The organism is Sphingobium sp. RC1, assembly GCF_059738765.1.
In genome coordinates, this window is the sequence record NZ_AP027309.1 from 148,187 (window position 1) to 175,000 (window position 26,814).

A 26,814-nucleotide genomic window follows, 5' to 3' on the forward strand; every position below is an offset into this window, starting at 1 on the left:
CATTCACACACTCCCGTCATCCCGGGCTTGACCCGGGATCCCGCTTCTTCCCCACGCCCATGACAAAGGGTAGCGGGACCCCGGATCAAGTCCGGGGTGACGAAGAAGGGGCGGTTGTTATTGCGCGGCATTGCCCGGCACCTTGGGCGCAACCTTCACGGGCACTGCCTCACCCCCGCCCAGGCTGTGCACATAGGCGGCCAACATCCGGATCGTCGCCTTGTCCAGCTTGTCGTCCCAGCGGGGCATCACACCATGGCGGCTGTTCCAGACGGTCTCATGGATAGTGTCCGTGTCGCCGCCATAGAGCCAGATCGCATCGGTAAGGTTCGGCGCACCCAGCTCCCGGTTCCCCTTCCCCGCAGGTCCGTGGCAGACGGCGCAGTTGTCGGCAAAGACCCTGCCTCCCCGCTGCGACGCCGGGCTGGGGCGGCCCTGCCCGCTGATCACGCGCACATGCGCCACCACGTCGTCGATCTGCGCAGCGGTGAGCAACTGATCCTTGCCGAAAGCGGGCATCAGCGACTGACGGGTCGCTGCATGATCGGGATTGCGGACGCCATCGGTGATGGTCTTTTCGATCGCAGGCAGATTTCCACCCCACAACCAGTCGTCATCATTCAGGTTGGGATAGCCTTTCGACCCCGCCGCGCCCGATCCATGGCACTGCACGCAATGCACGCGAAACGCAGCGCGCCCACCCTCGACCGCCGCCTGCATCAGTTGCGGCCGCGTCGGCAGCGCGTCGATGGGGGTGTCGGCGATCGCCCGCCGAACCGGTGCAATCTGCTGTTCGCGGACGGCCAGTTCCTTATCCAGCGCACCACGGCTCGACCAGCCGAGCACGCCGCCAGTCGCCCGGTCGATCATCGGCAGGGCGGGATAGGCGATCACGTAACCGATCGCGAACAGGATCGTCGCGTAGAAGGTCCACAGCCACCATCGCGGCAGCGGCGTATCCAGTTCCTGGATGCCGTCCCACTCATGATGCTTGATCTCTGTGCCGGTGGCGGCGTCGATGCGCTTGTCATCAGCCATGATCGGCCTCCGCATGCTCAGTCTCGAAAATGGCGCGCGCGGCCTGCGCACTGCGCTCGCGCCCTTTGGGCCGGAAATGCCAGCCGATCAGGACGGCATAGGTCACCCCCATGAACACCAGCCCCCAACTGTCGGCGAAATGCCGCAAGGCGTCGTAGCTCATCGTTCGACCTCCTGCGGCCTGGCGCTTTCCACATCGACCAGCGTGCCCAGCATCTGGAGATAGGCGACCAGCGCATCCATCTCCGTCACCTTGCCGGGATCGCCGTCGAAATCGCGCGCCTGCGCCTTGGGATAGCGTTTGATCAGGTCCTTGGCGTCCGCATCGGGATCGGCCTGCGCCTTCAGATCGTCATTCGCCTTGGCGATGTCATCCTTGCTGTAAGGCACGCCGACGTCGGTCAGCGCGGTCAGGTCCTTGCGCATGTCCGCAGGCTTCAATTCCCGCTCGGCGAGGAAGGCATAGCCCGGCATGATGGACTCCGGCACCACGGCGCGCGGGTCCTTCAGATGCTGGACATGCCATTCATCCGAATATTTGCCGCCCACGCGCGCCAGGTCTGGCCCGGTGCGCTTCGATCCCCATTGGAACGGGTGATCATACATGCTCTCCGCCGCCAGGCTATAATGGCCATAGCGTTCCGTCTCGTCACGGAACGGCCGGATCATCTGGCTGTGGCAATTGTAGCAGCCCTCTCGGATGTAGATGTTCCGTCCCGCCAGCTCCAGCGGCGTGTAGGGGCGCATGCCATCCACCTTCTCGATCGTGTTGTCGATCCAGAAGAGCGGCGCGATTTCTACGATGCCGCCGATGGCGACTACGATCAGCGACGCGATGCCTAGCAGAGAAACATTGCGCTCCAGCTTGCCATGGTCCCAGAACTTACCCTTGGTCTTGCTTGTCATGTCTTGGCGTCCTTAAGCAGGCTGGGCGACAAGCGGCCGATCCGTCGCGGGATCATAGGCCGCATCACTCATCGGCTTCTCGGCGCGCAGCGGGCTGCCCGCGATGGTCTTGCCGATGTTCCAGGTCATGATGATCGCCCCGGCGAGGTACATGAGGCCGCCCGCAGCGCGGATCACATACATGGGGAACATGGCGCTCACGACTTCGGAGAAAGCATAGACGAGGTAACCGTCGCTCCCATATTCGCGCCACATCAGCCCCTGCATGATGCCCGCGACCCACATCGACGAGGCGTAGAGGACGATGCCCAACGTCGCGAGCCATAAATGCCAGTTCACCAGCCGCAGCGAATAGAGCCGCTCACGCTTCCACAGGCGCGGCGTCAGATAATAAAGGCAGGCGAAGGTAATGAGCCCGTTCCAGCCCAGCGCGCCGCTATGCACATGGCCGATGGTCCATTCGGTATAGTGCGACAGGCTGTTGACCGCCTTCACCGACATCATCGGCCCTTCAAAGGTGCTCATGCCGTAGAAGGCCAAGGCCATCACCATCATGCGGATGATCGGATCGGTGCGGATGCGATCCCAGGCGCCGTTCAATGTCATGAGGCCGTTGATCATCCCGCCCCAGCTCGGCATCCACAGCATGACCGAAAAGACCATGCCCAGCGTCTGCGCCCAGTCGGGCAGCGCGGTGTAATGAAGATGGTGCGGGCCTGCCCAAATATAGAGGAAGATCAGCGACCAGAAGTGGATGATCGACAGGCGATAGCTATAGACCGGCCGTTCCGCCTGCTTGGGCACGAAATAATACATCATGGCGAGGAAACCGGCGGTCAGGAAGAAGCCGACCGCATTATGCCCGTACCACCACTGCGTCAGCGCATCCTGCACGCCTGCAAAAGCGCTATAGCTCTTGGAACCGAGAAAGCTCACCGGCACCGACAGGTTGTTGACGATGTGCAGCATCGCGATCGTCAGGATGAAGCTTAGGTAAAACCAGTTCGCCACATAGATATGCGGTTCACTGCGGCGCAGGATGGTGCCGCCGAAGACGACCAGATAGGCGACCCAGACGATGGTCAGCCAGATATCGACATACCATTCGGGCTCGGCATATTCGCGCGCCTCCGTGATGCCCATGACATAGCCGGTGGCGGCCAGCACGATGAACAGCTGGTATCCCCAGAATACGAACCGCGCGAGCGAGGGAAAGGCAAGCCGCGCCCGGCAAGTGCGCTGCACGACATAAAAGCTCGTCGCAATAAGAGCATTGCCGCCGAATGCGAAGATCACCGCCGACGTGTGCAGTGGTCGCAACCGCCCGAAACTGGTATATTCAATGCCAAGGTTCAGCGCGGGGAAGGCCAGCTGCAAGGCGATGTAGAGCCCCGCCAGAAACCCCGCCAGTCCCCAGAAGACGGTCGCGATCACGCCCCAGCGGATCGGATCGTCATCATATTTCCCCTGATCGGCGGGCATCTTCAGCAGTCCGCGAGCGATTGCGGCATAATCCGCGCCACCAATCGTCACCACCACCATCAGCAGCGCCGCCGCGCAAGCGATGGCCATGTGGACGGCAAAGCCGCTGTCCACCGCCATCAGCGCCGCCAGCAAGGCGACCACCGCCAGCGCGAACCAGCCGCCCGATTTCAATAACAATCGATCCATCGGATTTCCCCGCGAAAGGTCTTTGCAGCGTCCCTCGTCCGGTCGCCGCCCCTATGCTCTGACCTCTGGCAAAGGCAGCGCGGCGGGTATGTAGGGGAATGTCCTTAGGCAGATTGTCGCCACTCATCCCCCTCCCGCCTGCGGGAGGGGGCCGGGGGGTGGGGTGGCGCAACATCAATGCCGATTCCCGAGGCCAGCCGAGAAGCTCGCTTCGCTCGCGCCCACCCCTAACCCCTCCCGCCTGCGGGAGGGGAAAGTCTCAGAACACCGGAAACCCGCTATCACTCGCCCTCGGCCATGGCCTCCAGCCGATCCGCATCGGAAATCCGAACGCCGCGCCGCCCGGCCAGCGCGATCACGCCCAGTCGCTTCATGTCGCTGATCTGACGCGAGACGGTTTCTATGGTCAGCCCCAGTATGTCCGCGATCTGCTGGCGCGACAGAGGTAGGTCAATCACGCCGTCGGGGTCCGCGCGCAGCCGTCGGCTCATGTCCAGCAGGAAGGACGCGACCTTCTCTCGCGCATTCTTTCGCCCCAGCAGCAACATCCAGGCTCGCGTCCGATCAAGGTCGTCCAGCGTCCGCTGGAGCAGCCGATGCTCGAGCTGCGAATGCTGGCGCGCAAAGCCGTCAAAAGCGCCGCGCGGGTAGAGGCAAAGCCGCGCATCGGTCAGCGCCGTTACGCTATGCGGCGTGCGCGCGCCGAAGGGCCGCCCGATGAAATCGGATGCATACACCACGCCCACAATCTGCTCGCGCCCGTCGCCGGTGGATGTCGCAAGCTTCAGCGTGCCTTCGATTACGTTGGCGACGACCATGCTGTCATCGCCCTCCCACATCACCGTCTGCCCGGCTTGCAGCGTCACGCGCCGCCCGATCCGGTTGAGCGCGGCGCGCTCCTGCGGGTCGAGATCGGCGCAGATCGCCTGATCGCGCACCTCGCACCGATCGCAATATCCTGCGCCGCAGCCTCCGGCAGCCGGGGTCATCACCGCCGCCATTTCGGCATTGCCGGGCGCCTTTTGCGCCAGATCAAATTGCATATCCATGCCCGCTGCATGCCGCCATGCGGGTTTCAGACCTATCCGTAAATCTCCCTAGCGATCCCCTCCTCCGTCACCCCGGGCTTGACCCGGGGTCCCGCTTCTTCAATGCCAAAACTATGGAACGCGCACGAAAAGGCGGTTGGGTTTACATCATGAGCGATCGATATCGCGGAACGATGTATGTGGGCGTGACGTCAGACCTCTCTGCCCGCATCCACCAACATAAGTCCGGCACCGGGTCCGATTTCTGCGCGCGCTATCGCTTGTACCGACTGGTTTGGGCCGAACGGAGCGACGACATCTCGGCATGCATAGAGCATGAGAAGCGCCTGAAGCGCTGGCAACGTCAGTGGAAATTCGCGCTTATCGAGCGCGCCAATCCGAACTGGGGGGACATGTTCGAACTGCTCGCCTGAAGGTAGCGGGACCCCGGGTCAAGCCCGGGGTGACAGCTATACCCTCACCCCACCCCCGCGTGGAACGCGATCCTCAACGCTTCGGCCAGACTCTTCACCTCCAGCTTCTGCATCAGGTTGGCGCGATGTATCTCCACTGTGCGCGGGCTGATACCGAGGTCGAAGGCAATCGTCTTGTTGGGCAGTCCCTCGACCAACCCGTCCAGCACATCGCGCTCCCGATCGGTCAGCGCATTGAGCCGCGCCCTTGCATCCTCCGCCCGCGCTCCGGCCCCGCGATCGGCCGCCGACAGCAGCCGCGCAGCCTCGACACATCCCAGCAGCGCTGCCTTCTCGAACGGCTTTTCGATGAACTCGCTCGCGCCCGCCTTCATCGCCGCGACCGCCATGTCGATGTCGCCGTGGCCCGTCATGATCACCACCGGCAGCATGATGCCGCGCGCGCGCAGTTCCCGCTGCACCTCCAGCCCGTCAATGTCGGGCATGCGCACGTCCAGCAGCACACATCCCGACTCCAGCCCGGCCGCCTCCTTCAGGAAAGCCGTTCCCCCCTCAAACAATCGCACTGCATAGCCGCTGGTTTTCAGCAGGAAGGACAGCGACCGGCGGATCGCCTCGTCATCATCGACGACATAGATGGGGAAGGGTTCGCTCATGCCTTAATCCGCGCGATCGAGGGTGAAGTGAAAGGCCGTGCCGCCCCATTGCGACGGCTGTGCCCAGATGCGGCCGCCATGACCTTCGACGATGGTCTGGCTGATCGACAGACCGACGCCCATGCCTGACGCTTTGGTGGTGGTGAAAGGGGTGAAGAGCTTACGCGACATGTCCGGGTCCAGACCCGTTCCGCTGTCGGCAACGATCACTTCGACCCGTCCGTCCTCGGCGGGGGCAGCGGACAGGCGCAAGATACGCGCGGGGCTGCTCGCCATCGCCTCCATCGCATTCTTGATCAAATTGATGATCACCTGCTGCAACTGCACCCGATTGACCAGCACCTTGTCGATGCGCCGGTCGATGCTGATGTCCATGTCGATGCCCCGGCTGTCCATGCCGATGAACGCCAGCGCCGCGCCTTCCGCCAGCAGCCCGCGCAACGATTCAGGCTGGCGCATCGTCTCGCCACGCTTGATGAACTCGCGCAGTGACCGGATGATCTCTCCAGCGCGCAGAGCCTGCCGCGCGCTTTCGTCCATCGCCTCGCGCAGCATTTCGCGATCCACCGGCCCGTCCGCATCCAGCAGGTCGCGTCCGGCCTCCAGATAGTTGGTGATCGCAGTCAACGGCTGGTTCAGCTCATGCGCCAGCGCGGACGCCAGCGTCCCCATCGCCGTCACCCGGCTGGCGTGCGACAGTTCCGCCTGAAGGTCCGCCACGCGCCGCTCGGCCTGTTGCCGTTCGGTCAGGTCGCGGATGAAGCCGGTGAACAGCCGTTGCCCCCGGTCCTGCACCTCGCCTACCGACAATTCGATCGGAAAGGTCGATCCGTCCCGCCGCCGGGCGCTGGTCAGTCGGCCGATGCCGATGATCCGCTTTTCGCCCGTGCCAAGATAATGGCTGATATAGCCGTCATGCCGTTCCCGGTCCGGCGATGGCATCAGCATAGAGATATTCTCGCCCAGTACATCGCTTTCCGCATATTGGAACATGCGCTGAGCCGCCGCGCTGAACGACACGATGCGGCCCGCCATGTCGATGACGATCAGCGCGTCGGGCACCGTCGCCAGGATCGACCCCAGCAGCGCCTGTTCCAGGCTATGCTCGCGCTCGCTCAAGCCTTCCGTGTCATCGTCGTCCGCCACCGCCATCGGGTTACAATGCCCTGTCTTCAATGCGCCAGCAAGACAGGCACGCGTCCTTCGCGCAGCATCGTTCGGGTCACGCCGCCGAACACGAACTGGCGCAGCCGGCTGTGACCATAGGCGCCCATCACCATCCAGTCGGGCTTCAGCGCTTCGACGGCAGCTATCAGAGCATCCTCCACAGCTCGGCCGTCCCGTGGCCAGCTATGGACTTCCGCTTTGATCCCATGGCGGGCAAGATATTCGGGGGCATCAGTCGCGGGGAAGGTATTTTTGCTCGCTTCCTCCACAGTCACGATGTGCACATCCTGCGCGAGCTTCAGCAGCGGCACCGCGCCCCGCAGCGCCGCCGATGCTTCCTGCGATCCATCCCAGGCGACCAGCGCCCGCCCCGCCACCATCAGCGATTTCGCCGATTGCGGGACCGCCATCACGGGCACCGGCCCTGACAGGGCCAGTTCGGCGGCGATCGGCGGTGGGTCGGTGAGTACTCTGCGCGGCCCTTCAGGCAGGGTCACGATGATGACATCGGTCAATGTCGAGGCGGCGAGTAGACCATGAAGAATATCGCCATCGAATTGCCGCCAATCCCAACTCACACCTTCCGCGCGAAGCCTTTCGTCGGTGCGCGACTTGATTCGCGCGTCGATTTCACGCAGCTCGTTGATGATGGAAGGCGCCAGCGCCGCGCCGCCATACATGTCTGCGGCCACCATGTCGGGCATTTCCGTCACCTGAACACAACGAATGTGCGCCCCCGTCGCGCGCGCGATGTCGCACGCTGCTTGCAGGCGGCTTTCCGCGCCTCGATCGTCATGGATATGAAGCAGTATCGATTTCATCTCACATCTCCTGCCGAGGAACCGTAACTTGTCCTTGCTGGCTAGGATCTGACGGTCTCCGGCGCCATCCGGGATAGTCCTTATAGTCTTTATCCCCCGAAAACCCGATCTGGGTGGCATGACATGGACAACGATACGCCTCGAACTCGCACGCACGCCTGCTTTTCCAAACGGATCGGCAGCTCGCAGCTATGTCATGCGCCTGCCGCTCGGCCAGAACGGCCTGATCGACGAGCAGGAATATCGGCATAAACCCGAATTCGCCACCGTCCGGCGCTTCTGGCCGAATGAACCAGACCGCCATGGCTGGCTGCTACGGACTTCCAACGGCTGGGCGCTATCCTATGAGCCGGGTGAGGAGGATGACGAGCAACTCTTCCGCCTGGACGCGCATGCGATTCAGCCCGGCAGCTATCTGACGCTGACGGAGCCGGATGGCGAGCGCCTGCCCTTCGTGGTGAAGGCGCTCGCCGCGGCATAGGGTTCAGAACTTTACGCCCACACCCGCGCCAAAGACCAGCGGATCGAGATGCACGCGAACCTTCTGCACGCCCGCCGCCGCGGTCGACAGCCGGGCCGTGGTATCGATATCGATATATTTGACATCCAGGTTCAGGAACATGCTGTCCGTCAAATCGACATCAACTCCGGCCTGCGCCGCCCATCCGAAGCTGTCCGACATGCGCACCCTGGTCGCGCCCACCGCGCCTTCCAGCGCGTTCGACGCCCTTTCATTGTAGAACAGCGTGTAGTTGACGCCCGCTCCGACATAGGGACGGACCTTGGCTTCGGGCAGGAAATGATATTGCGCCGTCAGCGTCGGCGGCAGCACCCAGGTGGATGCCAAACGGCCGATCGCCCCGGTCGTTCCAGTGCGCCCGCTGGCGCTGTGCTTGGTCGTGGCGGCGATCAGCTCAAAGCCCACATGGTCGGTCGCCATATAGGTCACGTCGATCTCCGGCATCACGCTGTTATCGACTTTCACCTTTTCGCCCGGAAAGGCGGGCAGCACACTCCCGCTTCGTTCATTTGGCGCAACCATGATGGCGCGCAACCGCACCAGCACGTCGCCCTGCGCGGCCTGCGCGGGCGCGGACATGGCGACGCAACCAGCCGTCGCTCCGAGTAAAATGGTCTTGATGTGCATTTCCGGGTTCTCCGTCCCTGTTGTCAGTGACTTGGCTTTGCCCCGGCGCCGCACGCCCGGCATTGATCCGGCGCAAGCGGCAATTTGACCTGGCTCAATGCTGCGCGCGCTGCCCCATGCGATCCGGTTAAGCCATGTGGACCTATTATCCTGACCTGCTGGCCCAGCCGGTGCCGCGCTACACCAGCTATCCCACTGCCGCGCAGTTCACCGCCGATGTGGGCGCGGATGACCTTGCAGCCAGGCTGGATGGGATGGAAACGGACGCCCTCCTCTCCCTCTATGTCCATATCCCCTATTGCCACGACATATGCTGGTATTGCGGCTGCAATACAGGGGCGGCCAATCGCGCCCAGCGGTTGACAGCCTATGTGGAGGCACTGGAACGAGAGATGGCTTCCATCGCGGGACGCTTGCGTGGACGCGGACGCGTCGCGCGGATCGCCTTTGGCGGCGGTAGTCCCAATTCGCTGCCGCTCGTCGATTTCGTCCGCCTGCTTCAGCAATTGCTGCTCTGTTTCGATGCACGTGACGCCGAAATCTCGGTCGAACTGGACCCGCGCCGCCTCGACGCCACCTGGATTTCCACCATGGCGGCCATGGGCGTCAGCCGCGTCAACCTTGGCGTACAGACCTTCACCCCGCATGTTCAGGCCGCGATCGGCCGCATTCAGCCGCTCGACATGGTGGAGCGAGCCGTCGATCAACTCCGCGCAGCCGGGATCGCGATCGGTTTCGACCTCATGTATGGCCTACCCGGCCAAAGCCTCGACGATCTTGCGGCGACTTTGGAAGCAAGCGTCGCGATGCAACCCGCCCGTGTCGCCCTGTTCGGCTATGCCCATATGCCGCAGCTACTGCCCCGCCAGCGCCGCATCGACGGCAGCAATCTGCCCGATCTCGCCGCGCGCTTCGACATGGCCGCACAAGGCTATCGCATGTTAACCGCCGCTGGTTATGCGGCGATCGGCTTCGACCATTTCGCCCTGCCGCAGGACGGCCTGGCAATATCAGCCCGCGACGGACGGCTGCGCCGCAACTTTCAGGGCTTTACCGATGATCCCGCCGATATCCTCCTGGGTCTGGGCGCCAGTGCGATCAGCCAATTTCCGGACCTCATCGTCCAGAATGAAAAGCAGGCCGGGCCTTGGCGCGAACGCGTAGAGCGCGGCAAGCTTTCCGCCACCCGCGGCACGCTGCGCACGGGCGATGACGGGCGTCGTGGCCGGATCATCGAGGCGATCCTCTGCCGGGGCGAAGCGCATGTGGGCACTGTCCTGCCCCAGCCGGACCTGTCGCGCTTCGAGCGAATTGGCCTATTGCGATTGAGCGAAGGCCGAGTGCAACTGACCCCCGGCGCGCTCCCCTACGCCCGCAGCATAGCCGCCGCATTCGACAGCTATCTGCAACCAGCGGAAAAGCGGTTCAGCCATGCGGTTTAGTGCGCTGGCGCTGGCAAGCCTCGCCTTTGCCAGCCTCTCGGCCGGACAGGTGCCCCACTTTGCGGCGCGTTCGCCCTATTTCTGCGGCCCAGCCCCTCTCGGTTGGAGACCTCCGGGCCGACACAAGCCCGCGCTGCCTTCGGACGAGAAAATGGGCTGCCACTTCCTCATGTGCGGACGCAAGCGAATCAAGCCAGAGCAGATGGATCTTGCTCCCCTTAGTTGAACCGTTCACGCCGTCGTCATCCTGGACGACCGAACTAGCAGCATGTTAGACCGCGATGACGGGAAACTCAGACGCCGCGCAGCGCGACATAGGCCCCCACGGCGGTCACCGTGACGGCGAACAACCGCTCCAGCAGCCCTTTGCGCGCCGCCATCTTTCGGCCGAGTGCGATACCGATAGCCGCCCCACCGACACCGCCCGCGATCAATACCCCCACGAGTGACCAATCGACAAAGCCCGACAGCGCATAGGAAGCCGCAGTAGTAAGGTCCAGCGCCGTGACGACGACAAGCGACGTTCCCACTGCATTGTTGAGCGGCATGGCAGTCGCCATCATCAGCCCCGGCACAATCAGAAAGCCGCCGCCGATCCCGAAAAAGCCGGCGGCCAATCCCACTCCAAGGCCGATCGGAACGAGGCGCGGCAACAACCGACCAGCGGTTGCTCGCGACAGTCGTACATCGGGCGCGTCGGTGGTGCGCTTCGTCCGCAGCATGGAAAGCCCCACGCCGATCATCAGCAAGCCAAACAGCATCAGCAATCGCTGGCCGTATATGGCCTTGCCGATTTCCGCGCCGATCGCCGCGCCAGTGACGCCAGCTCCCGCGAAAACGAGGGCGCATGGCCATTTCACTGTACCGGCGCGGGCATGGCCGATCAGGCTGAAAGCCGCATTGGCGGCTACGGCGACCGCTGCCGTCCCGATGGCGGCATGAGCAGACCCCACGCCCACCACATAGACCAGCAGCGGCACGGCAAGGATCGAGCCGCCGCCGCCGACCAGACCCAATACGGTCCCGATCAGGCCGCCCGAAGCCAGAGCCGCAACGATCATAGCCGGAGACATGATCGGCCTACGCGCCGAGAGAACGGCGATTCCATGGCATCGCCTGCAACAGCTTCGCCATGCCGCACCAGCCGGTCGCCCCCGCCATCATCAACCCCGCGCCAACAAAGGCCGATAGGCCGAAAAAGGCAGGAGCAACGAGGAAACCGAGCAGGGCGCCCAGCAGCACAAGGCTACCGGCCACCAGTTGCACCTGCCGCATGATCTCCAACGGCTGTGCCCGGTCGAGCCGCGTCGGCAATCCCGCCGCGCGCCAGCCGTCCAGACCGCCCTGAAGTATATGGCAGGGCGTGAAGCCCGCCGCCGCCTGCAAGGCTGCCTCATTGGCTTGCGTTCGCATGCCTGACTTGCAGTGAAAGATGATTGGCCCGGCCACCTGTGGCAGTTCCTCCAGACGATCGAGCGGGACATGAATCGCCCCCGCAATATGCTCGCGGGCATGTTCGTCAGGTCCACGAATATCGACGAGCGTGGCGCCCTTGGCCACGGCTTTATCCGCGTCGTGCGGAGTAATGGTTGGGATCGGCATCGGATCATTCCTTGCAGAAGATAGTGTAGAGACTGGCGAGGAGCTGTTCCGTCCGCGCATCGGCGATGCGATACCAGAGCGTCTGGCTCTCCCGTCGAAAAGCGACCAGCCCCTCCTCCCGCATCCTGGCGAGATGCTGCGACAGGGCGGATTGCGACAAACCGACCTGTTGCGCGAGGTCGCCCACGGTCATTTCGCCATGTTCGACCAGCTTGCACAGCACCATCAGGCGCCGGACGTTGCCCATCGCTTTCAGCAGGTCCGAGACTTCGCCCGCCTTCTTTTCGAAGGTGGCGAGGTTCATCAACGGACGGATCATCATGTACTCCATTAGATATTGCTAATTTAGATACATGTAATATATTGTCAAGGAGCAATGGAGGACGACATGGACACAAAGCCCCTGATCGAAGCCTTTTTCGACGAGGCGACCTATACGGTGAGCTATCTGGTCGCTGACCCCGAAACCTGGGAGGCGGCAGTCATCGACCCGGTGATGGATTTCGACATTGCCAGCGGGGAAGTTGATACGCGCTCAGCCGAGCGGCTGCTGGCCTTTGCTGAAAAACAGGGTTGGCGGATCACTATGGTGCTGGAGACGCACGCCCATGCCGATCATCTGTCCGCAGCACCCTTTATCAAGAGCAGGACCGGTGCGCCGATCGGCATTGGCGAGCATATTTGCGACGTGCAGAAAATCTTCCGTCCCGTCTTCGGACTCAACGACATGCGGATCGATGGTTCGGATTTCGACCGGTTGTTTCGAGATGGCGAACAGTTTGCAGTGGGCATGCTGCGCTTCACCGTCATGCATGTTCCTGGGCATACACCTGCGGACATCGCCTATCTGGTCGGCGATGCGGCCTTTGTCGGCGATACATTGTTCATGCCCGACTATGGGACGGCGCGGGCGGATTTCCCCGGTGGCGACGCTCGCATTCTTTACCGTTCCATCCGGCGGCTGCTGAGCCTGCCCGATGAAACCCGCCTGTTTCTGTGTCACGACTATAAAGCGCCCGGCCGCGATGACTATCGTTGGGAAACGACAGTAGGTGAAGAACGGCGTGCAAGCGTCCATATCCATGACGGAGTGGATGAAGACAGCTTCGTCGCCATGCGCGAAGCCCGTGATGCGACGCTGCCCGTGCCTCGCCTGCTGTTGCCTTCGATTCAGGTCAATATCCGCGCAGGTCATTTCCCCGAAGCCGAAAGCAACGGCGTTCGCTATCTCAAAATTCCGGTGAAGATGAAGACGATTTGACTGCGACTTATACCTATCGCGATCTGCTCCGATGCGCTTAGGCTAGCTGCGACCATGTTCAATATCGCTCACCCCTATCTTTCCCTGATCGCATCGATCGCAGTGGGCCTGCTTGTAGGGATGGAGCGCGGCTGGACACAGCGGAACTTCGGCAAGGGGCGCAGGGTCGCGGGCTTTCGCACCTTTGGGCTGATCGGTTTACTTGGGGGGCTCGGCGGCCTTGCCCCCGACATGGTCGCCGCTGCCCTGGGCCTGGGCGTCTCGGTCGTGCTGACGGTCGGCTACAGCCGAAGCGCCGATCAAGATCATCTGTCCGCAACCACAACGCTGGCAGGCCTACTGACCTTCGGCGCCGGTTTCTGCGCCACGCGCATCTCGCCTGCTTTGGGCCTGGCAACAGGTGCGGCGATCTTTGCGATATTGAGCTCACGGCAATCGATGCACGCTCTGCTCCGGGGAATGGATGAGAGCGAGATTGAGGGTGTGTCCCGCTTCCTGCTGGTGTCTCTCATCATCCTGCCGCTACTGCCAGATGCCTCCTATGGCCCTTACGACGCCTGGAACCCCAGGAAAATCTGGATGGTGGTCGTCTTCGTGATGGGACTGTCCTTCGCCGGTTATGCGATCTCCAGGCGCTTCGGCCGCGATCGCGGCGTGTTGCTGGTCGCGCTTACCGGGGCCATTGTGTCGTCCACCGCCGTCACCGCCGATTATGCCAGGCGGCTCCGCGACGAACCCGATGGCCGAGGATTATTGACGGCAGGCATTGCGGTGGCATCAATCGTGATGTTCATAAGGGTGCAGTTGGTAGCACTCGTCCTCGTTCCCCGCGCGCTACCGTCTCTGGCACTGACCATGGCTCCGGCAGCGCTTGTAGCCGTCGCGTTCGCCCTGACCGCATGGCGCGCCCACGGCAAAGGCGGCAACGGAGCCGCCGTCGCCAATCCCTTGGGCTTTACCCCCGCACTCCTGCTGGCTGCCCTTGTCGCGGGATTGTCGCTCGCCGCGCGTTGGGCATTGGAACATTTTGGGCAGGAGGGCATGGCAGTCGTCCTGACTCTCACCGGTATATCGGACGTCGACGCCGCCGTGATGACGATGGCGGGGCTCCCGCCACATGCGATCGATGATCAAACCGCTGGCTTCGTACTGGGCGGTGCGGTGTTGGCCAACACTCTGGCCAAAGGCGTCATGACGGTGGGCATCGGTTGGGGCCACGGCGGCATGAGAGCCGCAATACCGCTGTTCGCTGCTCTTGCAGCGGCAGCGGCGAGCCTTGCCGCCTGGATCGCGATCGGCTGACCGTCTGCTCCTTCTATTGACCCAAGGGGAGCACCGCCGCCGACTTCCCCCGGCCGCGATGAATTCCGAGCTGCATAATGCAGGTTATGAACTTTACCAGTGGCACCGGAACATCATCCTGCCGTGCTCGCTCTTACCACAGAGAGTAGCGGCGTCAGCCCCCGATTTAGCTGCTCCAAGGGCAGGTTCTGAGAACACTGACGCGCGTTTGAAGACCGGAGCTCTCGTCAGGAAAATAGATCGCCATGTCCACGATAGATCTGCAACCTCAAGTCCAGAGCAATGCCCCGCCTGTTCCCCGCGATCTGAAACATGTGTCGCTAAAGGAGGATATGGAGGTACAATATTGGTCCCAGCGTTTTCAGACATCTCGGCGCCAATTGGAGGAAGCGGTGGAAAAGGTCGGCCATAGCGTCAATGCGGTAGCCGACTATATCGACCGAAACCGCTGACGTGCCATGAACCACATCGACCCACCACCGCCCCGTAATACAGGACGGGCGGCTGCCTTGATCGTCCTGGCGATAGCCGTGATCATCGCAATCCTCTTCATCGGTCGCAACGTGTGGCATGGGGAAGAATTGCAGAATAATCAGGAGGCTGGCACCAACGTCGTCGGTAATTATCAGGGGCAGCCCACCCTCTGATCGAAGAAAGCAGGCTTTCTCTAGAAGCGCGCCGGGCTAACCCTGATTGGAACGGGTTCGGGGAGACGCCGCCACCCCAAATCCTCGATGACGTCATTGCTTTGCACTGCTTCCCGGCCCCGGCTGCGGTCGAGCGACCAGGTGATGTGGAAGGTGCCTCCATCTGGCCGTCCACTATGACCGCCTACGACAACGATCAGGGCCTGGAGCCCTTCACCGTCGCTGATGCTGCCGACAATCTCCGCCTGCTGCAGATCGGGCAAAGGCTCATCCTCTGCCACGCCGGATTTCAGCGTAATGTGATCTGCCACGACATCCGGCCAGATCGGCGGGAAGCGGCGGAGGAGGGACAAGCGCTCGGCCTCATCGATTTTCCAGCCGATAGCCGACATGTCGTGCTTCTCCAAAGCCCTGCCGATAAACGTCCCAGCCGCCCATTAGTCGCACACGGGACGTTCCACGGAGTAACGGGCTAGCTTCCCATCAGCTTTCCAGCATTTCGCGGATGCGGGCGGAGAGCATTTCGATCTGGAATGGCTTGGTGATCATCTGCATGTTGTTGGACAGGAAGCCACCCCGCACGGCGGCTCCTTCCGCATAGCCCGTCACAAACAGGATGGGCAGGTCGGGCAAATGCGCTCGCGCGATTTCCGCCAATTGCCGCCCGTTCATTCCCGGCAAGCCAACATCCGAGATCATGAGGTCGAAACGCCGCCCGGACTCCAATATGCGCACCGCCTGCTGTCCGTCGGCGGCCTCTGTTGCCTTGTAGCCCAGTTCCTCAAGCACATCGCGCACGAGGAGCCGGACGGACTCATCATCCTCGACCAGCAGCACCGACTGGCCGTCACCATGGTGAATGGCGGCATGTTCCAAGGTTTCGGCTTCAACTTGCTGTTCCGCAACCGGCAGGAATATCCTGACCACCGTTCCTTCGCCCACCGTCGAGTTGATGCGCACCAGGCCATTCGACTGCTTGGCGAAGCCATAGACCATCGACAGGCCCAGGCCCGTACCCTGCCCGATCGGCTTGGTAGTGAAGAAGGGATCGAACACCTTGTCCAGCGTATCGCCATCGATGCCGACGCCGGTGTCAGACACCCCAACCATGATATAGCGGCCCGGCGTGATGCCTGGATTGCGCGCGCAGCACTCCGCATCCAGTTCCACCTCTTCGCATGACAGCGTCAGGCGGCCGCCATCAGGCATCGCGTCGCGGGCATTGATCGCAAGGTTGATGATCGCGCTTTCCAGCTGATTGGCGTCCACCAGCGCCGTCGGTAACGGGGGGGAGGAAAGGATTACCACCTCGATCGATTCATTCATGGTGCGGCGAAGCAGGTCCTCCAGCGAATGAATGAGCTTGCAGACGTCGGTGGGGCGGCTGTCGAGCGACTGCCGACGGGAAAAGGCGAGCAATCGGGACGTCAGCGCCGCCGCGCGCTGCGCCGATGTGCTGGCGGCATCCATGAAGCGATCTAGGTCGTCCAGTCGACCGCTGGAAATCCGGCGCTTCAGAATGTCGATGGCTCCAATGATGCCCGTCAGCATATTGTTGAAGTCATGCGCGATTCCGCCGGTCAATTGGCCGACCGCCTCCATCTTCTGCGCCTGGCGCAACGCTTCCTCGGCACGGGCGCGTTCTTCCGCCTCGGCTTCCAGTCGCAGCAGCGCCTCCCGCAATTCAAGGGTGCGGGCGTCGACCTCCTGCTCGAGCCGCTGAGTCGCCTCCGCGAGCGCCTGCTGGCTCCGCTTCTGCTCGTCTATGTCGACGATTACGGAAATGGAGCCTGTAACCTGTGAGCTGCCGGGGTCGAGCAGCGGCACGCCACTTATCCGGGTCCAGACCGGCGGACCTTCTGTCGGGTGATGCAGAAACTCGATCCCTCGCACCTGCTCGCCCTTCAGAGCGCGCATCGTCACGAAGCGATCGCGCGTGATACGGGTGCCGTCCTCTTCATAGCCTTCCCACCGATCCTCGGCGTCGGGCAATCGGGCGGGGATTTCTCCGCTGGGCAGGAAACGGCGGAATGCGGGGTTGGAAAGCAAAGTGCTGCCATCGACATTGATGAAGGCAACGCCGACCGGAAGATTTTCGAGCAACGTATTGAGGCGGCTGCGTTCTGCATTGATGGCTGCAAATTGGTCGCGGATCTGCAATTGCTTCTGCCGAGCCCTTATGCCCGACGCGACGGCGCTAATCAGCGATTCCCCGCTGACCGGCCGTTCCAGCAGGATGACGCTAAGCGCGTTATCGGGCAATCGGCGCCTTATGGCCTCACTGGAACCAAAGCGGCCCGCCTGCCGTCCGGCGAGCAGTATGAAGGGAATGTCCGACCATGCAGGCTGCGCATCCAGCGCGCGGTGCAACGGACCCAGGTCGGTGAACAACGCTTCTTCCGTGACGAGTGCGACGCCTGTCTGCTCGTCGATCGCCTCTGCCATCTCGGTTAGGGTGGGGCAGATTTGGACCCGATGCCCCTCCCCCCGCAGCAGCCGCGTCACGCTGTCGGCGTCGCTGCCATAGGGTGCGCTGACGATGACCCGGAGGGTTGAGGATGCGGCGGCCTTATGCACGGCCGTCGCGGTCCTCCATCAGTGGTGAAGAAGCTCCCAGATATTCCGGCGTCCCGGTCAGCACGCCCCTGAAATCAGAGAGCGGCGCGCCGACGCGAACGCCATGGGTATCGATCCTGAATTCGCGGATGGAGTCCTCATGCGCGCCGCTGCGGTGCTTGATGACCGACAGCGCCTTGCGAATGCGCCCATCCGCCTCGAAAAAGCGCATAAGGATGACGATGTCCGCAATGTAGGACACATTCAGTTCGTCGGTTCGCATCGACCCGAAGAAACCCTGCTGTGGATTGACAAGCAAGGTCACGACGCCCCGGTGGCTGAGGTACGACAGAAGCTCATGCAATTGCAGGATCAGCTGCTGTTCCTGGGGCATGGCCGCCAGATATCCGTTGAGGCTGTCGATCAGGATGATGCGTGAATCACGCTCCTCCACTTCCTGCCTGACCATGGCGGCGAATTCGCCGGGCGCGACCTCGGCCGGATCGATCTGGCGGATGACAAGGCGGCCGTCGTCCATCAAAGCCTGTAGATCCGTTCCGAACAATCGCGCTCGGGCGATGAGCGTGCCGATCCGCTCATCAAATTCATATATCACCGCATTTTCGCCGCGTTCGCAGGCGGCGATGACATATTGCAGGGCCAGCGTCGTCTTGCCCGCGCCCGCAGGACCCGTGATGAGCGTGCTGGTGCCGCGTTGGGGACCGCCGTCCAGAATGGCGTCGAGCTCCGGAATCTTGCTGGGCACCGGTTCGCCGACGAACGGCGCATGATGGTCGGACGCGATGAGGCGGGGGAATATGTCGATGCCGCCCTTGCGGATGATCATGTCGTGATAACCGGCGACGAAATCGACCCCGCGCATCTTTTGAATTTGCATGCGCCGCCGCGCCGCGCCGAAATCGAGCGTCAGCCGTTCCAGCGTTATCACTCCATGGCAGAGACTATGCAGGTGATTGTCGCGGATACCCGCGCCGCCGGTCAGGTCGTCCACCAGCAGAACCGTGGTGTCGATCTGCGCGAAAAATTGTTTGAGGAACAGCAGCTGGCGCCGGTAGCGGAGTGGGTCCTGCGCCAGAAGCCGCAATTCGGACAGGCTGTCGAACACGATGCGACGCGGCTTTAGCCGTTGCACCTCCTCCCGGATCAGTTCGATGGTGCCGCCCAGTTCCATTTCCCAGCTGTGCAGGATCGATTGGTCCCGTCCTATGCCCAGCACGGAATCGGCAGAGGCAAGTTCGAAGAGGTTGACGTTGTTCAGGTCCCAGCCGTGCGAGGCAGCGACGACCGATAATTCCTCGCTGGTTTCCGACAGCGTGACGTAGAGGACCGGCTCGCCCGCCGCCACGCCTTCGAGCAGGAATTGCAGCGCGAGCGTCGTCTTTCCCGATCCGGGAGCGCCTTCGACGAGATACAGCCTCTGGGCAGGCAGACCCCCGCCCAATACCAGATCGAGCCCTGAATTGCCCGTCGAAACGCGATCAAAAATCCCTGTCATTCAACCATGCCTCCGTCAGCACGGACGTCAGCATATCGATCAAAGTCACAAAATCCATCCCCTGCCCAAGCAGGATCAGACGCACCGCACCGCAAAATCATCAAGCTATAACGCCACAATATCCTGGCGGTTGCATCGTCATTGCAATGGCTTAACGATCGGGTGCATCGTGGGGCGCAGAGATTGCGTCGGTGCCATCGGGGTGGGTGTCGGCCGGATTCACTCTATGCTGCTTCCTTGCAGCGGCGACGGCGCTGGATCATAGGCGGCTGACACATGCAGTGCTGATAGGAATAGTAGAGTGACCCAATCCTGCGACCTAACGATCCGAATGCGGCGGGCGGCATTCAACCGGGCGTTGGCCGAGATGGACCTGAGCGCGATTGGCCCGTTGCTGTCACTCGCCGCGATACTCGTGACCGGCAGTGACAGCGGGGTGATCAGCGGCCGGAAGGCGCAGCTGATGGCATGGAAGCGCGAGTTCGCAGCGCCCGAGCGCACTATCTATATCCGGATGCCCACCAGCATCACCGTTTCGCCGGTCGAACCGATCGCGATGGAACAGGGCGAATGGAAAGGTATGGCAGCGGCCACGCAGGAGCTGACCGCGTCCGGCATCTACAGCGCGAAATGGCGCAAGATTCGGGACGAGTGGCTGATCGAGGCGGAAATCTTCGTGACGCTCGCCTGATATACGCTGGCCCGGTGGATGAGACCGGGCCAGCAGATCGTGATTAGCCGAGAGCCTTCGCCATGACCCGGCCGAGCCGTTCGGCAAAGGCGCGCGGATCGGTGGGCAATTCACCATCGGCAATCCGCGCCTCGTCCAGCAGCAGCCAGGCGGCATCTTCGCGCAGGCTGTTGTCGTCCTGAAGGCCGCTCAGCCGGACGATCAGGCTGTGGCGCGGGTTGAGTTCGAGCACGGGCATAGAAGCCCCAGCGCCGCGACCGGCGGCGGCCAGCAGCTTTTCCAGCTGCCGATCCATGCCATGTTCGGCCGCGACGAGGCAGACCGGGCTTTCGGTCAGCCGCTCGGACACGCGGACATCGGATAGCTGATCCTTCAACAGATCCTTGGCGAAATCGATGAAGCTGCTGACTTCTTCCGAAGCAGCGGGCGCAGCCGCCTCCCCTTCGGGCAGGGGCACGAGGCTGAGGTCGGCAAGGCCCTGCGTTACCGATTTGAAGGGCTTGCCATCATAATCGACGCCAGCGGTGACCCAGAAGCTGTCCACCTGATCGGTCAGCAGCAGCACCTCGATCCCGCGCGCGCGGAAACCTTCCAGCTGCGGCGAGGAAGCGAGGCGATCGAGGTCGGAGCCGGTGGCGTAGTAGATCGCCGTCTGGTTCTCCTTCATGCCCTCGGCATAGTCCTTCAGCGAGCGCCAGCTGTCGCCGGAGGTCGTGGATTTAAAGCGGGCTAGGCCGAGCAATTGCTCGCGGCGGGCGAAGTCCTCGTACAGCCCTTCCTTCAGCACTGCGCCGAAATTGTCCCAGAATTTGATATAGGCTTCGCCGTCATTGGCGGAGAGCTTCTCAAGCTCGCTGAGGACGCGGTTGCTGACGCCCTTCTGGATCGCCGCCAACACCGGGCTCTGCTGGATCATCTCGCGCGACACGTTGAGCGGCAGGTCGCTGGAATCTACGAGACCGCGCACGAAGCGCAGGTAGCGGGGCAATATCTCCGCCTCATCGGTGATGAAGACGCGGCGGACATAGAGCTTCATGCGGCCCGTGCGGTCGGGATCGAACAGGTCGAACGGCTTCATTTCGGGAACGAAGGCCAGCACGGAATATTCGTGCAGACCCTCGGCCCGATAGTGCAACGTCAGCGCGGGCTGGTCAAACTGGCCGGCGACGCTGCGGTAGAAGTCGGTATATTCCTCCGCTCTGATCTCGCTCTTGGGCTTGGTCCAGAGCGCAGCGCCATCCGCGATCTGCTCGGCCTCCGCATCGGGCTTCTCCTTGAGGAAGATCGGCACCGGAACATGGCCGGACTGGTCCTTGATGATCTGCTGGACGCGATAGCGTTCAGTGTAGGACGCGGCGTCTTCCTTAAGATGCAGGATGACGCGGGTGCCATGTTCGGGCGCCTCGGCCGTTTCGGCGGGTTGGACGGTATAGGTGCCAAGGCCGTCGGACGACCAGCGCGCCGCCTGGTCGGAGCCTGCGCGGCGGGACAGGACATCGACGCGATCCGCAACCATGAAGGCCGAATAGAAGCCGACGCCGAACTGGCCAATCAGCTGCGTGCCTTCCGCTTCCTTGGCGCTGGCGACGCGTTCCATGAACGCCTTCGTGCCCGAACGCGCGATCGTGCCGAGCGCATCGACAAGTTCGCCCTCGCTCATGCCGATGCCGTTGTCCTCGATCGATAGCTGGCGGGCGTCGGGATCGAGCGTCACCGTCACTTGCGGGCTGCCACCAGCGGCGAGCGCGGGATTGCTGAGGCTCTCATAGCGCAGCTTTTCGCAGGCGTCGGCGGCGTTGGAGATGAGTTCGCGCAGGAACACATCCTTGTCCGAATAGACCGAGTGCACCATCAGGTGCAGCAATTTGGCTACGTCAGCTTCGAAGGAACGGGTTTCAGGAGCAGCGTCGGTCGGGTTCGTCATGGCGTTTCTTTCATGCCCTCCAATGAATTTTGGCCGCCGGGACAAATGGCGCGGGGAGTGGCGGGATTCAAGCTGGATTGGGGTTCAATTCATGAATGAGAAGGTGAATTGAGCGCGTTCAGAACGGCAGGAGGGGGCGGAAAAGCATATGTAACTAACATATGTGTTTGGTTACATCCAATATGCTGATATAGCCCGGAAATGCTGGATTTTTCTTCATCTCCGGAGCAGGCGTTTCTTTTGTTGGGGAGGCTCGACGGGCGGCTTGCCAACAGCCCGGCCACCGACATCTGGCTTGCCCGGTCGCGCCTTAAAGGGGCCGCGGCGCTGGCCAGTGTCGCGTCCGTGCCCATTTCCTTCGGAGATTTGCAGGACTGGATTTGCGGGCGGACGCCCCCGCCCCGCCATAGCGAGGGGCTGAATGACCCCTTGTCGATCGCGGCGCTGGTTCATTTCGTGCTTTCGGCGAGCGAGGGCGAGCGCGATCCGATAGCGCGGGCGACGCTGAACATATCACGCCAGCTGCTGGACGACAGGAAAGAGGCACAGATCTGGGCATCAGATGATCTGGTACGCTTCGGCCCGGCCTGGCGGGCGGTTCAGGCGGTCGTGGAGGCCCCCTACCCTTCAACGGGCGTGGAAGAGGTGGCAGAGCGCCTCCTCGCGGCGCGGGAAGACCTGGCGGCTCCGATGAGCGAGGGACAATTGCTGACGACGGCGGATGGACGGCAGTTGCAGATTGATCCCCGGCGGACAGATTTGGGATGGGTGGTGGCGGCGCACATTCCGGCGGCGCTCGAAGCGTGCGGGTTGACGGCACGGCGACTGCCGTCCTTCGTCGATCTGCCCCGATTTCCCGGCGTGGATATAAGGACGCTGACGGTGCAATTGATCGAAATGATCGGGCGGCAGGCGGCGCAAGGATTGGCGGAACTTGACCGGATTGAAGCGCGGCTCAAGAAGCTGCCCGAAGAGCTGCCAGTGACAAAGCGGAGCAAGGCGCCCCTGCTGATGCGGTTGGAACTGGCCTATCCGGGTTTGAGCAAGGTGGCGATAACGCGCCTGCTCGGCATCTCCCACCAAGGAGCGACCAAATTGGTGTCGCAGCTTGCCACTTCTCTCCCTTCCAAAAACTAGAAGAATCTCCTTCTGGTTATAGGGTTTAGTAGAAAGTTAGAGAGTTAAGCCTGCGTGGGATGCGGCAAAAGTGGCGGGGATAGGCGAGTCGGGCGAACCGGGCTGTTCCCGAAAGGTCGGGCTTTTGTTCCCGGAGTGTCGAGCGTGGCGTTCCTGATGTGTCGGGGAAACGTTCCTGAAGGAGCGTTGGCCGTTCCTGGAGTGTCGATGGTGCGTGGTTGCTCGTCGGATTGGCGCAGGGATTGAATCAGTTGCATCAGTCGGCTGCTCAATGTCGTTCAAAAGCTGTGGATGAAATGAAATTGGCAGTCGCTTCGGGAAATCAGGTGCCGAACGCACTATAGAGCAACCGACACTTCGGGAACGCTTATGCGCTAACGAGCAAGGCCTGACTGACGAGGGGACCTTTGGGGCCGAAAGGTCAGAGGCGGTGGCGGTTCTTTTCATGGAAACGGCGCACGAAGCCGATGAAGGCTTTCTGGTAGTTGACCGGCGTGCGCGTCGGGTCAGCGTCGAGCCAGTTGCGGAAATCCTGATGGAGGGACTGATAGTCCCAACCCGGACATTCGGTGCGCAGCGTGGCGAGGGTTGCGTCGGTGAGTTCGCCAGCGGTCGCGCGGGAGGAAAGGCTGGTGACTGTGCGGCGGATGACATCCCCGGCGTCGAGCAAAGGTTGCGGGTCGGCCGCCGGACTTTTGCTGATGGAAACGGGCGCGCCGTTCAGAGCCGCGGCCTTGGGTGGGACGCCCAGTTTCGCAGTCGAGGCGTCGTTTGAGGCGCGCGGGACTTCGGCCGTCCGGCGGCTCATGCGTAGCGATGGCTCGCGCTTACCCTGGGGTTGTTCGAGCAATAAGGTGTAGCCGGGCAATGGGTCGCGTTCGGCGATCTTGGCGATCTCGAACTTGAAGCGGCGATAGGCGCCTTCTGCCCCTGACTTTTCGAACAGGGTCGGCATGGAGATGGAGAAGCCCCCCTCCCCTGCCCCGCCAGCATGTTTGCGCGCGACCTTGTAAAGCCAGCGTTCGCGCCCGCCCGTCAGGTCGAAATAGGCACGGTCGATGGACAGGACGCCGCCCTGCATCAGCACGCCTTCGTAAAACCAGTTGCTGAGTTCAATCGTCATGCCGCGCGATCGTTCGGTGCGTTCATCGACAAGCTGGGTCCAGCCATCGAGCCAGCTAAAGGTTGCTTCCCGACGGTTTTCGGCGCGGATGTTGGTCTTGATGGTGGTGGACACCAGACGGTCGAGCGACTGGCCGAGCAGTTCATAGGCGCGGCCGGTGGTCGGGCGATGAATGGCGCGCAGCAGATCATAGGGCATGAGGTGCAGCTTGCGCGGAACATCGTTGATGCCGCGCCGGGCCATGTCGGCCAGAACCGAGGCGCAATAGATGAGGATGTCGGCATCCCAGATGGTCGCCATGCCGTAATCGGGATTGGCGGACACATGGACCCAGGCTTTGCCGTCGGGGGAGGTGTAATCGATCGGCTTGACGCGCTTTGACTTGGCGAGACTGAAGAAGGGACGCTCCATCATCTCGCGCTGGTCGCGCAGCGGCATGTCCGCGATATAGGGAAGGAACAGCTCGAACTGGTCGGTAAGCTCAGCCTTGCCGGTGCGCGTCATGGGCGGCTCCTTGGCAAGGGCAGGGGGGTGAGGCTGTTTCCCCGGGGAAACGACGAGAGGATTAGGGCGAAAGAAGGGAGTCTCCGGGAGGAGAGGGGAGGGCGGCCCGATCTGGCGTGGCCTTGTTTCCCCGGGGAAACAGCGCGTGACCCAAGGGCGGGCAAGATGCCCTTTCCCTGTGTCGCGATGCTGTTGTGCCCCCCCGAGCCTGTCACTGCTGTAGACCCATTCCCTGCCGCTCAAGATGTTCGAGCGTGTCGCGGAGCGCGGTCGCCAATGTGGCCATGTCCGCGCCCGAACCCGCATGGAAGCGGATGGTGATGCCCTGGCGATTGACCGACTGCACGGTGAGGGCAGGGCGGCCGTAGCGCGTGGTCCAGGTGAAGGGTTCTTCCTTGGGTTCCGACACGGCTACGCGCGGCGCGTCGAGCAGGCGCTTCAAGACCTCGGCAGCCGGGATGGGCGGCGCACCCGCAAAACGGCGTTCCCGTTGTGTCGTGATGAGCCGCGCGGCTTCTGCGTTGATCGCCGGGGCAGCAGCAGGATCGTCCAGCGCCTGCGCCAGCGGATAAGCGGGCTTTAGCTGGACGTCGCCCGGCGAAGGGAAGGCGTCGATGATGTAGTCAGGAATGCCCGCGACCTTGATCATCTTGCTGAGCCAGCCCTTGGACAGCTTGAGCCGTTCGGCCATGCGCGTCAGGTGGCTGCCATAATGGGCGCCCAGCGCTTCGGCATAGTTGCGCGCGCGTTCCAGGTCGGTGACGTCCTTGCGCGCGCGGTTTTCCAGATCGGCGAGGCGGAAGGCGGCTTCGTCGTCCAGCTGGGCGACCTGCGCCACGAACATCATGTCGGGATAGCTGTGCGCCCGCAGCCAGCTGATCGAGAAGTGGCGGCGCGTGCCAGCGATCACTTCATAATCATGGTCCGGATCGCCTTCGACACGGCGGATCACGGCAGGCACTTTTTGCCCGCCCTCCGCGATGATCGAGTCGATCAGTTCGCGGCAATTATCCTCAGTCAGATGGGAATAAAGTCGGGCGTTGCCCCGCCAGATACGAACCTTTGCCGGATCGAGCAGCAATTGCGTGACCTGCCGCACCTCGCCTGACGCGAGGCGCGCAAGTGCGGTTTCGCGGCCGAGCAGCGTTGCGCCGCGCGCGCGTTCGGGGCGAGCCGGGGCAGGGGAGGGGGGCGACGTTTCGGCCTCGGCAACAGGCGGGCTGTCGGCCGATGGTGCTGGGGCGGGGCTTTCCGCCTCGTCCGACAAAAGGGCTGCCAGATAGTCCGATTGCTTACGCGCCATGGGCTTGTCCTCCGATTCGCGGGGAACATAAGGTGAACATGCCTGTGTAGGACAGCGTTGATTTTGGTTCGCGCGGAGACGCGGAGACGCGGAGCAATTGTGGCTGCGGCGCAGCTGCACTTTTCATGCGGGCAGCTCCGCTGCACCGAACCCTTGAGCAGAGAGTTTCGCCTGCGGCGGAGCGCCATATCTCCGCGCCTCCGCGCCTCCGCGTGAACAAAGCCTCATGCCGCATTGACGATGTCCTCCTCACGCGCGGGGGCGACGCGGCCCCAGCTTTGGCGGACGAGTGCCTCGATCTGGCCCATGGCTTCGTCGAGATTGGCGCGGCAGCGCTTGTGGGTGCGCGGCGTACCGATCGGCTTTTCCAGTTCGTACACGGTCATCATGCGCAGCGCCGCATGGCTGATTTCCGCGCTGTCGAGGATGGGGACGGGGAGGAGGGCAGGGCCGAAGCTCTGCTCCATGATCGCGCGGACCATCGAATGGCTGGGATCGTTGCTGTCGAATTTCGAGCAGAGCAGGCGGATGAACTGATAATCGACTTCTATGCCAGCGGTTTGCAGCTGCTTGATGACCTGATCCATCATTGAGAGGAACTGGACGGTCGAGCAGAAGTCCGGCGTCGTCGCGGCGAGCGGCACCAGCAGCGCATTGGCTGCCTGCATCACCGCAAGGCTGATCGTGCCCAATGCTGGCGGGGGATCGAGCAGCACCACGTCATAATGGCGGGCGAGGTCCATCAGGCCCTGTTTCAGCTTACGGAAACGCGCCGCGAGGACGGAGCCGCCGTCGCTGCCCGCCGCCGCCAATTCATATTCGACATCGAACAGCTCAAGGTTCGACGGGATCAGATCGACATTGGGCCAGGCGGTGTGCTTGACCGCATAGAGAAGGTCGACCTGCGTCGGATCAATCGACAGATAGGGATAGAGTGT

At 62.5% G+C, this 26,814-nt stretch carries 28 protein-coding genes (1 of these 28 running past the window's edge); 9 read left to right on the forward strand and 19 right to left on the reverse strand.

Annotated features, from left to right (window positions below; all coding sequences use genetic code 11):
• Positions 1-117: 117 nt before the first annotated feature.
• The 5 genes from ccoP to AC6JBC_RS16965 all read right to left on the reverse strand — a co-directional run bounded on the left by ccoP (position 118) and on the right by AC6JBC_RS16965 (position 4,664).
• Positions 118-1,038, reverse strand: coding sequence for a cytochrome-c oxidase, cbb3-type subunit III (gene ccoP, locus AC6JBC_RS16945; RefSeq protein ID WP_498026631.1), 921 nt, complete (start codon positions 1,036-1,038; stop codon positions 118-120).
• Positions 1,031-1,201, reverse strand: coding sequence for a cbb3-type cytochrome c oxidase subunit 3 (locus AC6JBC_RS16950; protein WP_449469602.1), 171 nt, complete (start codon positions 1,199-1,201; stop codon positions 1,031-1,033). Before AC6JBC_RS16950 ends, ccoP begins: the two co-directional genes overlap by 8 nt.
• Entirely contained in the window at positions 1,198-1,944 is a 747-nt protein-coding gene (gene ccoO / locus AC6JBC_RS16955) for a cytochrome-c oxidase, cbb3-type subunit II (protein ID WP_498026632.1), read from the reverse strand. Before ccoO ends, AC6JBC_RS16950 begins: the two co-directional genes overlap by 4 nt.
• Before the next feature lie 12 nt (positions 1,945-1,956).
• On the reverse strand, positions 1,957-3,615 hold the full coding sequence (gene ccoN / locus AC6JBC_RS16960; protein WP_498026633.1) for a cytochrome-c oxidase, cbb3-type subunit I: 1,659 nt from the start codon (positions 3,613-3,615) through the stop codon (positions 1,957-1,959).
• A gap of 281 nt (positions 3,616-3,896) precedes the next feature.
• Positions 3,897-4,664, reverse strand: a complete 768-nt coding sequence (locus tag AC6JBC_RS16965) for a Crp/Fnr family transcriptional regulator (protein ID WP_498026634.1) — start codon at positions 4,662-4,664, stop codon at positions 3,897-3,899.
• A gap of 113 nt (positions 4,665-4,777) precedes the next feature.
• On the opposite strand from AC6JBC_RS16965, the gene AC6JBC_RS16970 reads away from it, so the two are divergent.
• Entirely contained in the window at positions 4,778-5,077 is a 300-nt protein-coding gene (locus tag AC6JBC_RS16970; protein ID WP_498026635.1) for a GIY-YIG nuclease family protein, read from the forward strand.
• 44 nt (positions 5,078-5,121) lie between these two features.
• Here the strand turns inward: AC6JBC_RS16970 and fixJ are convergent, their stop codons facing one another.
• From fixJ to AC6JBC_RS16985, 3 genes are read right to left on the reverse strand one after another with little or no spacing between them, the layout of a single operon-like run.
• Positions 5,122-5,733 (reverse strand): response regulator FixJ, encoded by a 612-nt coding sequence (gene fixJ, locus AC6JBC_RS16975; protein ID WP_498026636.1) that lies wholly within the window; start codon positions 5,731-5,733, stop codon positions 5,122-5,124.
• A gap of 3 nt (positions 5,734-5,736) precedes the next feature.
• Positions 5,737-6,885 carry a sensor histidine kinase gene (locus tag AC6JBC_RS16980; RefSeq protein WP_498026637.1) on the reverse strand — a complete coding sequence of 383 codons (1,149 nt, stop codon included), beginning with the start codon at positions 6,883-6,885 and terminating at the stop codon, positions 5,737-5,739.
• A 20-nt stretch (positions 6,886-6,905) separates the two neighbouring features.
• Positions 6,906-7,721 (reverse strand): universal stress protein, encoded by an 816-nt coding sequence (locus tag AC6JBC_RS16985; RefSeq protein ID WP_498026638.1) that lies wholly within the window; start codon positions 7,719-7,721, stop codon positions 6,906-6,908.
• Between the two features lie 118 nt (positions 7,722-7,839).
• On the opposite strand from AC6JBC_RS16985, the gene AC6JBC_RS16990 reads away from it, so the two are divergent.
• Positions 7,840-8,202, forward strand: a complete 363-nt coding sequence (locus AC6JBC_RS16990; protein WP_498026639.1) for a hypothetical protein — start codon at positions 7,840-7,842, stop codon at positions 8,200-8,202.
• Between the two features lie 3 nt (positions 8,203-8,205).
• Here the strand turns inward: AC6JBC_RS16990 and AC6JBC_RS16995 are convergent, their stop codons facing one another.
• Positions 8,206-8,868: an OmpW/AlkL family protein gene (locus AC6JBC_RS16995; protein ID WP_498026640.1), complete on the reverse strand. Its 663-nt coding sequence runs from the start codon at positions 8,866-8,868 to the stop codon at positions 8,206-8,208.
• Between the two features lie 134 nt (positions 8,869-9,002).
• Here AC6JBC_RS16995 and hemN point away from each other — a divergent pair, with 134 nt between their 5' ends.
• Positions 9,003-10,310: an oxygen-independent coproporphyrinogen III oxidase gene (hemN, locus tag AC6JBC_RS17000; RefSeq protein ID WP_498026641.1), complete on the forward strand. Its 1,308-nt coding sequence runs from the start codon at positions 9,003-9,005 to the stop codon at positions 10,308-10,310.
• Positions 10,311-10,603: 293 nt separating this feature from the next.
• Here hemN and AC6JBC_RS17005 read toward each other — a convergent pair whose 3' ends face one another.
• Genes AC6JBC_RS17005 through AC6JBC_RS17015 form a run of 3 tightly spaced genes read right to left on the reverse strand, consistent with a single transcriptional unit; the run spans position 10,604 to position 12,234 of the window.
• Positions 10,604-11,383: a sulfite exporter TauE/SafE family protein gene (locus AC6JBC_RS17005; protein WP_498026642.1), complete on the reverse strand. Its 780-nt coding sequence runs from the start codon at positions 11,381-11,383 to the stop codon at positions 10,604-10,606.
• Between the two features lie 7 nt (positions 11,384-11,390).
• Positions 11,391-11,912 (reverse strand): rhodanese family protein, encoded by a 522-nt coding sequence (locus AC6JBC_RS17010; protein ID WP_498026643.1) that lies wholly within the window; start codon positions 11,910-11,912, stop codon positions 11,391-11,393.
• A gap of 4 nt (positions 11,913-11,916) precedes the next feature.
• Positions 11,917-12,234, reverse strand: coding sequence for an ArsR/SmtB family transcription factor (locus AC6JBC_RS17015; protein ID WP_498026644.1), 318 nt, complete (start codon positions 12,232-12,234; stop codon positions 11,917-11,919).
• A 66-nt stretch (positions 12,235-12,300) separates the two neighbouring features.
• Here AC6JBC_RS17015 and AC6JBC_RS17020 point away from each other — a divergent pair, with 66 nt between their 5' ends.
• The 4 genes from AC6JBC_RS17020 to AC6JBC_RS17035 all read left to right on the forward strand — a co-directional run bounded on the left by AC6JBC_RS17020 (position 12,301) and on the right by AC6JBC_RS17035 (position 15,122).
• Positions 12,301-13,173 carry an MBL fold metallo-hydrolase gene (locus AC6JBC_RS17020; RefSeq protein ID WP_498026645.1) on the forward strand — a complete coding sequence of 291 codons (873 nt, stop codon included), beginning with the start codon at positions 12,301-12,303 and terminating at the stop codon, positions 13,171-13,173.
• A gap of 54 nt (positions 13,174-13,227) precedes the next feature.
• Positions 13,228-14,475, forward strand: coding sequence for an MgtC/SapB family protein (locus tag AC6JBC_RS17025; protein ID WP_498026646.1), 1,248 nt, complete (start codon positions 13,228-13,230; stop codon positions 14,473-14,475).
• Between the two features lie 245 nt (positions 14,476-14,720).
• Positions 14,721-14,927 (forward strand): DUF3606 domain-containing protein, encoded by a 207-nt coding sequence (locus AC6JBC_RS17030; RefSeq protein WP_498026647.1) that lies wholly within the window; start codon positions 14,721-14,723, stop codon positions 14,925-14,927.
• Positions 14,928-14,933: 6 nt separating this feature from the next.
• Positions 14,934-15,122 (forward strand): hypothetical protein, encoded by a 189-nt coding sequence (locus tag AC6JBC_RS17035; protein ID WP_498026648.1) that lies wholly within the window; start codon positions 14,934-14,936, stop codon positions 15,120-15,122.
• Positions 15,123-15,142: 20 nt separating this feature from the next.
• Here AC6JBC_RS17035 and AC6JBC_RS17040 read toward each other — a convergent pair whose 3' ends face one another.
• From AC6JBC_RS17040 to AC6JBC_RS17050, 3 genes are all read right to left on the reverse strand, one after another.
• Positions 15,143-15,514, reverse strand: a complete 372-nt coding sequence (locus tag AC6JBC_RS17040; RefSeq protein ID WP_498026649.1) for a hypothetical protein — start codon at positions 15,512-15,514, stop codon at positions 15,143-15,145.
• Positions 15,515-15,605: 91 nt separating this feature from the next.
• Positions 15,606-17,699: a hybrid sensor histidine kinase/response regulator gene (locus AC6JBC_RS17045; RefSeq protein WP_498026650.1), complete on the reverse strand. Its 2,094-nt coding sequence runs from the start codon at positions 17,697-17,699 to the stop codon at positions 15,606-15,608.
• A complete protein-coding gene (locus tag AC6JBC_RS17050) occupies positions 17,692-19,194 on the reverse strand; it encodes an ATPase domain-containing protein (RefSeq protein WP_498026651.1) in 1,503 nt (500 codons plus the stop codon). The genes AC6JBC_RS17045 and AC6JBC_RS17050 overlap by 8 nt, the downstream gene beginning before the upstream one ends.
• A gap of 301 nt (positions 19,195-19,495) precedes the next feature.
• On the opposite strand from AC6JBC_RS17050, the gene AC6JBC_RS17055 reads away from it, so the two are divergent.
• Positions 19,496-19,885, forward strand: a complete 390-nt coding sequence (locus AC6JBC_RS17055; RefSeq protein ID WP_498026652.1) for a nuclear transport factor 2 family protein — start codon at positions 19,496-19,498, stop codon at positions 19,883-19,885.
• Between the two features lie 43 nt (positions 19,886-19,928).
• Here the strand turns inward: AC6JBC_RS17055 and htpG are convergent, their stop codons facing one another.
• Positions 19,929-21,809 carry a molecular chaperone HtpG gene (gene htpG / locus AC6JBC_RS17060; RefSeq protein WP_498026653.1) on the reverse strand — a complete coding sequence of 627 codons (1,881 nt, stop codon included), beginning with the start codon at positions 21,807-21,809 and terminating at the stop codon, positions 19,929-19,931.
• A 201-nt stretch (positions 21,810-22,010) separates the two neighbouring features.
• Here htpG and AC6JBC_RS17065 point away from each other — a divergent pair, with 201 nt between their 5' ends.
• Positions 22,011-22,946: a hypothetical protein gene (locus AC6JBC_RS17065; RefSeq protein WP_498026654.1), complete on the forward strand. Its 936-nt coding sequence runs from the start codon at positions 22,011-22,013 to the stop codon at positions 22,944-22,946.
• Between the two features lie 421 nt (positions 22,947-23,367).
• Here the strand turns inward: AC6JBC_RS17065 and AC6JBC_RS17070 are convergent, their stop codons facing one another.
• The 3 genes from AC6JBC_RS17070 to AC6JBC_RS17080 form a co-directional block, all read right to left on the reverse strand.
• On the reverse strand, positions 23,368-24,573 hold the full coding sequence (locus AC6JBC_RS17070) for a replication initiator protein A (protein ID WP_498026655.1): 1,206 nt from the start codon (positions 24,571-24,573) through the stop codon (positions 23,368-23,370).
• 211 nt (positions 24,574-24,784) lie between these two features.
• On the reverse strand, positions 24,785-25,876 hold the full coding sequence (locus tag AC6JBC_RS17075) for a ParB/RepB/Spo0J family partition protein (RefSeq protein ID WP_498026656.1): 1,092 nt from the start codon (positions 25,874-25,876) through the stop codon (positions 24,785-24,787).
• A 224-nt stretch (positions 25,877-26,100) separates the two neighbouring features.
• Positions 26,101-26,814 carry the 3' portion of an AAA family ATPase gene (locus AC6JBC_RS17080; protein ID WP_449469649.1) on the reverse strand. Its footprint extends 483 nt past the window's final position, so only the last 714 of its 1,197 coding nucleotides appear in the window; the start codon falls outside the window, past its right edge; its stop codon occupies positions 26,101-26,103.

Bases quoted from the DNA above. Each gene is read 5' to 3' on its own strand.
- ccoP (WP_498026631.1), bottom strand. From the start codon at position 1,038: ATGGCTGATGACAAGCGCATCGACGCCGCCACCGGCACAGAGATCAAG.
- AC6JBC_RS16950 (WP_449469602.1), bottom strand. From the start codon at position 1,201: ATGAGCTACGACGCCTTGCGGCATTTCGCCGACAGTTGGGGGCTGGTG.
- ccoO (WP_498026632.1), bottom strand. From the start codon at position 1,944: ATGACAAGCAAGACCAAGGGTAAGTTCTGGGACCATGGCAAGCTGGAG.
- ccoN (WP_498026633.1), bottom strand. From the start codon at position 3,615: ATGGATCGATTGTTATTGAAATCGGGCGGCTGGTTCGCGCTGGCGGTG.
- AC6JBC_RS16965 (WP_498026634.1), bottom strand. From the start codon at position 4,664: ATGGATATGCAATTTGATCTGGCGCAAAAGGCGCCCGGCAATGCCGAA.
- AC6JBC_RS16970 (WP_498026635.1), top strand. From the start codon at position 4,778: ATGGAACGCGCACGAAAAGGCGGTTGGGTTTACATCATGAGCGATCGA.
- fixJ (WP_498026636.1), bottom strand. From the start codon at position 5,733: ATGAGCGAACCCTTCCCCATCTATGTCGTCGATGATGACGAGGCGATC.
- AC6JBC_RS16980 (WP_498026637.1), bottom strand. From the start codon at position 6,885: ATGGCGGTGGCGGACGACGATGACACGGAAGGCTTGAGCGAGCGCGAG.
- AC6JBC_RS16985 (WP_498026638.1), bottom strand. From the start codon at position 7,721: ATGAAATCGATACTGCTTCATATCCATGACGATCGAGGCGCGGAAAGC.
- AC6JBC_RS16990 (WP_498026639.1), top strand. From the start codon at position 7,840: ATGACATGGACAACGATACGCCTCGAACTCGCACGCACGCCTGCTTTT.
- AC6JBC_RS16995 (WP_498026640.1), bottom strand. From the start codon at position 8,868: ATGCACATCAAGACCATTTTACTCGGAGCGACGGCTGGTTGCGTCGCC.
- hemN (WP_498026641.1), top strand. From the start codon at position 9,003: ATGTGGACCTATTATCCTGACCTGCTGGCCCAGCCGGTGCCGCGCTAC.
- AC6JBC_RS17005 (WP_498026642.1), bottom strand. From the start codon at position 11,383: ATGTCTCCGGCTATGATCGTTGCGGCTCTGGCTTCGGGCGGCCTGATC.
- AC6JBC_RS17010 (WP_498026643.1), bottom strand. From the start codon at position 11,912: ATGCCGATCCCAACCATTACTCCGCACGACGCGGATAAAGCCGTGGCC.
- AC6JBC_RS17015 (WP_498026644.1), bottom strand. From the start codon at position 12,234: ATGATGATCCGTCCGTTGATGAACCTCGCCACCTTCGAAAAGAAGGCG.
- AC6JBC_RS17020 (WP_498026645.1), top strand. From the start codon at position 12,301: ATGGACACAAAGCCCCTGATCGAAGCCTTTTTCGACGAGGCGACCTAT.
- AC6JBC_RS17025 (WP_498026646.1), top strand. From the start codon at position 13,228: ATGTTCAATATCGCTCACCCCTATCTTTCCCTGATCGCATCGATCGCA.
- AC6JBC_RS17030 (WP_498026647.1), top strand. From the start codon at position 14,721: ATGTCCACGATAGATCTGCAACCTCAAGTCCAGAGCAATGCCCCGCCT.
- AC6JBC_RS17035 (WP_498026648.1), top strand. From the start codon at position 14,934: ATGAACCACATCGACCCACCACCGCCCCGTAATACAGGACGGGCGGCT.
- AC6JBC_RS17040 (WP_498026649.1), bottom strand. From the start codon at position 15,514: ATGTCGGCTATCGGCTGGAAAATCGATGAGGCCGAGCGCTTGTCCCTC.
- AC6JBC_RS17050 (WP_498026651.1), bottom strand. From the start codon at position 19,194: ATGACAGGGATTTTTGATCGCGTTTCGACGGGCAATTCAGGGCTCGAT.
- htpG (WP_498026653.1), bottom strand. From the start codon at position 21,809: ATGACGAACCCGACCGACGCTGCTCCTGAAACCCGTTCCTTCGAAGCT.
- AC6JBC_RS17065 (WP_498026654.1), top strand. From the start codon at position 22,011: ATGCTGGATTTTTCTTCATCTCCGGAGCAGGCGTTTCTTTTGTTGGGG.
- AC6JBC_RS17070 (WP_498026655.1), bottom strand. From the start codon at position 24,573: ATGACGCGCACCGGCAAGGCTGAGCTTACCGACCAGTTCGAGCTGTTC.
- AC6JBC_RS17075 (WP_498026656.1), bottom strand. From the start codon at position 25,876: ATGGCGCGTAAGCAATCGGACTATCTGGCAGCCCTTTTGTCGGACGAG.